Annotated in this window: 5 protein-coding genes; all 5 read left to right on the top strand. The window is 72.1% G+C overall.

Annotated features, from left to right (window positions below):
- Positions 1–22 precede the first annotated feature (22 nt).
- Positions 23–1,198 carry a thiolase family protein gene (locus FNH05_RS32650; protein ID WP_144592699.1) on the top strand — a complete coding sequence of 392 codons (1,176 nt, stop codon included), beginning with the start codon at positions 23–25 and terminating at the stop codon, positions 1,196–1,198.
- Between the two features lie 18 nt (positions 1,199–1,216).
- Positions 1,217–1,957 carry a protocatechuate 3,4-dioxygenase subunit beta gene (gene pcaH / locus FNH05_RS32645; RefSeq protein WP_144592698.1) on the top strand — a complete coding sequence of 247 codons (741 nt, stop codon included), beginning with the start codon at positions 1,217–1,219 and terminating at the stop codon, positions 1,955–1,957.
- 351 nt (positions 1,958–2,308) lie between these two features.
- Complete coding sequence (gene pcaG, locus FNH05_RS32640; protein ID WP_144592697.1) at positions 2,309–2,866, top strand: protocatechuate 3,4-dioxygenase subunit alpha; 558 nt, start codon at positions 2,309–2,311, stop codon at positions 2,864–2,866.
- Positions 2,859–4,196 carry a class-II fumarase/aspartase family protein gene (locus tag FNH05_RS32635; protein ID WP_144592696.1) on the top strand — a complete coding sequence of 446 codons (1,338 nt, stop codon included), beginning with the start codon at positions 2,859–2,861 and terminating at the stop codon, positions 4,194–4,196. Before pcaG ends, FNH05_RS32635 begins: the two co-directional genes overlap by 8 nt.
- Positions 4,197–4,198: 2 nt before the next feature.
- A partial coding sequence (locus FNH05_RS32630; protein WP_222426775.1) for an alpha/beta fold hydrolase occupies positions 4,199–4,705 on the top strand: 507 nt, incomplete at its 3' end.

Here is a 4,705-nt window from a genome sequence, read left to right as displayed (position 1 = left end):
TGCGCGAACTGAAGGCCGCGAAATGACCGACGCATACGTTCTCGACGCCATCCGCACCCCGTTCGGCCGCTACGGCGGCGCACTGGCGGGCGTGCGCCCCGACGATCTGGCCGCGCACGTGCTGCGCGAGCTGGCGGCCCGCACCGGTCTCGATCCCTCCACTGTGGACGAAGTGGTGCTCGGCGATGCGAACCAGGCCGGCGAGGACAACCGCAACGTCGCCCGCATGGCGGCGCTGCTGGCCGGATGGCCGACCAGCGTGCCGGGCAGCACGGTGAACCGGCTCTGCGGTTCGGGCCTGGACGCGGCGATGCAGGCGAGCCGGTCGATCGAGGCGGGGGACGCTTCGCTCGTGGTCGCCGGTGGCGTGGAGTCGATGAGCCGCGCGCCGTTGATCCTGCTCAAGCCCGAGAAGGCGTTCGCCGCGGGGAACCAGACGCTGCACTCCAGCACCCTGGGCTGGCGCATTGTGAATCCGGAGATGCCCGGACAGTGGACGGTCTCGCTGGGCGAGGCCACCGAGCGGCTGGCGCAGCGGTACGGCCTCACGCGCGAGCAGCAGGACGAGTTCGCGCTGCGCAGCCACCTCAACGCGGCCAGGGCCTGGGACGAAGGCTTCTACGACACGCACGTGGTGACGGTGCCCGGGACCGGACTGACCCGGGACGAAGGCATCCGCGCGGACTCCACAATGGACAAACTCGCCCGGCTCAAGCCCGCTTTCCGCGAGGAGGGCACGGTCACCGCCGGCAACTCCTCACCGCTCAACGACGGCGCCTCGGCCGTGCTGCTCGGTGACGCCAAGGCCGCCGACCGCCTCGGCCGCGCACCCCTCGCGCGGATCGCCGGGCGGGGCGCGGCGGGCGTGGATCCCGACGTCTTCGGCATCGGGCCGGTGCGTGCCGCGGAAATCGCGCTGGAGCGGGCGGGTATCGGCTGGGGAGACCTGACGGCGGTGGAACTCAACGAGGCCTTCGCCGCGCAGTCGCTGGCCTGCCTGGCCGACTGGCCCAAGCTGGACCCGGCGATCGTCAACGTCAACGGCGGCGCGATCGCGCTCGGCCATCCCCTCGGCGCCTCCGGCGGCCGCATCCTCGGCGCGCTCGCGCACCAGTTGCGGCAGCGCGGTGGCGGGTGGGGGCTGGCCGCCATCTGCATCGGCGTCGGCCAGGGGCTGGCCGTCGTGCTGGAAGGCTGAAAAGGGAAGGAGTGCGCTATGGCAGCACCGGCCAGTGACAAGCTGATCCTGCCGCGGTACCGGCGGGATCCCGAGGGCACCCATCCACCACTGGATTCGCCCGGGTACCGCTCGACCGCGTTGCGGCACCCGAAAGAGCCGTTGACGGTGCTGCCGCACCTGCTGACCGAGGTGACCGGGCCGCTGCACGGCCCGGGCCGCCTCGGCGAGCACGACAACGACCTCACCCGGCAGCACGACGGGGAACCGATCGGGCAGCGGATCATCGTGCACGGCAGGCTGCTCGACGGCGACGGCCGCCCGATCCCGGACTCGCTCATCGAGATCTGGCAGGCGAACGCCGCCGGGCGCTACCGGCACACCGGCGACAACTGGCCGGGCCCGCTCGACCCGAACTTCACCGGGGCGGGCCGCACGCTGACCGACGCGCAGGGCCGGTACGAGTTCACCACGATCCAGCCGGGCGCGTACCCGTGGAAGAACCACGACAACGCATGGCGCCCCGCGCACATCCACTTCTCCGTGTTCGGCATGGCCTTCACCCAGCGGTTGGTCACCCAGATGTACTTCCCGGGCGACCCGCTGTTCTTCCAGGACCCGATCTTCAACTCGGTGCCGGACGAGAAGGCGCGGCAGCGGATGATCTCGAAGTTCGACCTCGGCCGCACCGTGGACCACTGGGCGCTGGCCTTCGAGTTCGACATCGTCGTGCGGGGGCGGGAACAGACGGTGTTCGAGAACGACGAGGAGGACGAGTGAGCCACGCTGTTTTTCCGGCTTGTTCGTCCGACCGGGTGCGGGTGTCCCGCAAGACACAGGAGGACGAGTGAGCCACGCTGTTTTTCCGGCTTGTTCGTCCGACCGGGTGCGGGTGTCCCGCAAGACACAGGAGGACGAGTGAGCCACGCTGTTTTTCCGGCTTGTTCGTCCGACCGGGTGCGGGTGTCCCGCAAGACACAGGAGGACGAGTGAGCCACGCTGTTTTTCCGGCTTGTTCGTCCGACCGGGTGCGGGTGTCCCGCAAGACACAGGAGGACGAGTGAGCCACGCTGTTTTTCCGGCTTGTTCGTCCGACCGGGCGCGGGTGTCCCGCAAGACACAGGAGGACGAATGAGCCACGCTGGTTCGACGCCTTCGCAGACCGTCGGGCCCTACCTGGCGATCGGCCTGCCGTGGGAGGACGGTCCGTTCGTGGTGCCGGAGGGCACGCCGGGCGCGGTCTGGATCCGCGGGGCGGTCACCGACGGGGCGGGCGAGCCGATCCCCGACGCGCTGGTCGAGACCTGGCAGGCCGATCCCGACGGCCGCTTCGACCACCCCGACGACCCCCGCGGCCGGGTGCCGGGCTTCCGCGGGTTCGGCCGGTGCCCCACCGGACCGGACGGCTCCTACCGCATCCTGACCCGGCTTCCCGGCGCGGTGCCGGGCCGGGAAGGGCGGATGCAGGCGCCGCACATCGACGTCTCGGTTTTCGGCCGCGGCATGCTGCACCGCGTGGTCACCCGGATCTACTTCCCGGAGAACGAGGACGCGAACGCGGTGGACGAGGTGCTGAACCTGGTGCCCGAGGCACGCCGGGGCACCCTCATCGCCGCCCGGAGCGAGGACGGCTACCGGTTCGACGTGCGCGTCCAGGGCGAAGGCGAGACGGTGTTTTTCGATGTCTGAGCTCTTCGACCCGGTGCTGGCCGCCGGTGCCGTGCGCGACGAGGTGAGCGACGCGGCCTGGCTGCGGGCCCTGCTCGACGTCGAGGCGGCGCTCGCCGCGGCCGGGGCGGACGCCGGGGTCGTTCCGCGCGAACACGCCGACCGCATCGCCGAGGTCTGCCGTGAGGGCTACTTCGACACCGCGGAACTGGGCATGAAGTCCGTGGGTGTGGGCAACCCGGCGGCACCACTGGTCCGCGAAGTGACCGCGAAGGTGGGTGGCGAGGCGGCGCGTTTCGTCCACTTCGGAGCGACGAGTCAGGACGTCATGGACAGCGCCGCGATGCTGCTGGCGGCGCGGGCGCGGGAGCCGCTGCTCGAAGACCTCGGCGCGGCTGCCGACCGGCTCGCCGGTCTCGCCCGCGAGCACATCGGCACCGTTCAACCCGGCCGAACCCTGCTCCAGCAGGCGCTTCCGGTCACGTTCGGTCTCACCGCGGCGAGCTGGCTGTCCGGTGTGGACGGTGCCACGACCGCCCTGCGGAAGCTTGTTTTCGCGGCGCAGCTGGGCGGGGCCACCGGCACGCTCGCCTCGCTCGGCGAGGCGGGCCCGGCCTTGCTCGCCGCGTTCAGCGCGCGGCTCGGCCTGGCCGAGCCCGTGCTGCCGTGGCATACCGAGCGCGGCCGCATCGCCGAAATCGCCGGTGTCCTGGGCCGGGTCTGCGGGGTGATCGGCGGAACGGCCCGGACGATCACGCTGCTCGCGCAGACGGAGGTCGCCGAGCTGAGCGAGCGCGGGCCGGAGGGGGCCGGCGGTTCGTCCACCATGCCGCACAAGCGGAACCCGGTGGCCGCCGTCGCCGCGCAGGCCGCCGCCGCGCAGGCTCCGGGGCTCGTCGCCACCCTGCTCGCGGCGATGCCTCAGGAGTACCAGCGTGCCGCGGGGGCCTGGCACGCCGAATGGCGGCCGTTCACCGGACTGTTCCGGTGTGCGGGCTCGGCGGCGTACTGGTTGCGGACCAGCCTGGAGCGGCTCGAAGTGGACGAGGCGCGCATGCGCGCCAACCTCGACGCGACCGGCGGGGCCGTGCTCTCGGAGCGCGTCACCACGGAACTGGCCGAGGACACCGGAAGGCTGGCCGCGCACGACGCGGTCACCGCGTGCACCGCGAGGGCGCTCGCCGGGGAAGGGGAACTCACCGAGTTGCTCGCCGGGGATCCGCTGGTGGGCGGGCGGCTGAGCCGCGAGGAGATCGAGAGGCTGCTGGACCCGGCGGACTACCTCGGCAGCGCGCGTGAGTTCGTGGAACGCGCGCTCGCCGCACACGACGAGCGAAGGGCAGGTCTTTGAGCATCGAACTCAACCACGTCGCCGAGGGTCCCGAGGACGCGCCGGTCGTGGTGCTGAGCAATTCACTCGGCAGCGATCTGCGGATGTGGGAGCCGCAGGTGAAACCGTTGGTGGAACACGGTTTCCGGGTGATCCGGTACGACACGCGCGGGCACGGCGCCTCGCCGGTGCCGCCGGGACCGTACCGGATCGACGACCTGGGCGGCGACGTGCTGACGCTGCTCGACCGGCTGGGCGTGGCCTCGGCCCATTTCGCCGGCCTGTCGCTGGGCGGCATGACCGGCCTGTGGCTGGCGGCGCACGCGCCCGGGCGGGTGCGCGGACTCGTCCTGTGCTGCACCTCGGCCCGGCCGGGCAACCGGCAGATGTGGCTCGACCGGGCCGCGAAGGTGCGGGCGGACGGCATGGCCGAGATCGCCGACGGCAGCCTGGGCCGCTGGTTCACCCCCGCCTGGGTCGAAGCGCATCCCGGGGAGGCGGCGCGCCTGCGGGACATGACCGCCGCGACC

The sequence above is a fragment of the Amycolatopsis rhizosphaerae genome, from assembly GCF_007713715.1.
Classification (GTDB): Bacteria; Actinomycetota; Actinomycetes; order Mycobacteriales; family Pseudonocardiaceae; genus Amycolatopsis_E; species Amycolatopsis_E rhizosphaerae.
Note: the sequence above shows the minus strand (reverse complement) of the source record. Positions and strands in the feature narration are given on the sequence as shown.

Coding starts and splice junctions, on each gene's coding strand:
- FNH05_RS32650 (WP_144592699.1), top strand. CDS start 23: ATGACCGACGCATACGTTCTCGACGCCATCCGCACCCCGTTCGGCCGC.
- pcaH (WP_144592698.1), top strand. CDS start 1,217: ATGGCAGCACCGGCCAGTGACAAGCTGATCCTGCCGCGGTACCGGCGG.
- pcaG (WP_144592697.1), top strand. CDS start 2,309: ATGAGCCACGCTGGTTCGACGCCTTCGCAGACCGTCGGGCCCTACCTG.
- FNH05_RS32635 (WP_144592696.1), top strand. CDS start 2,859: ATGTCTGAGCTCTTCGACCCGGTGCTGGCCGCCGGTGCCGTGCGCGAC.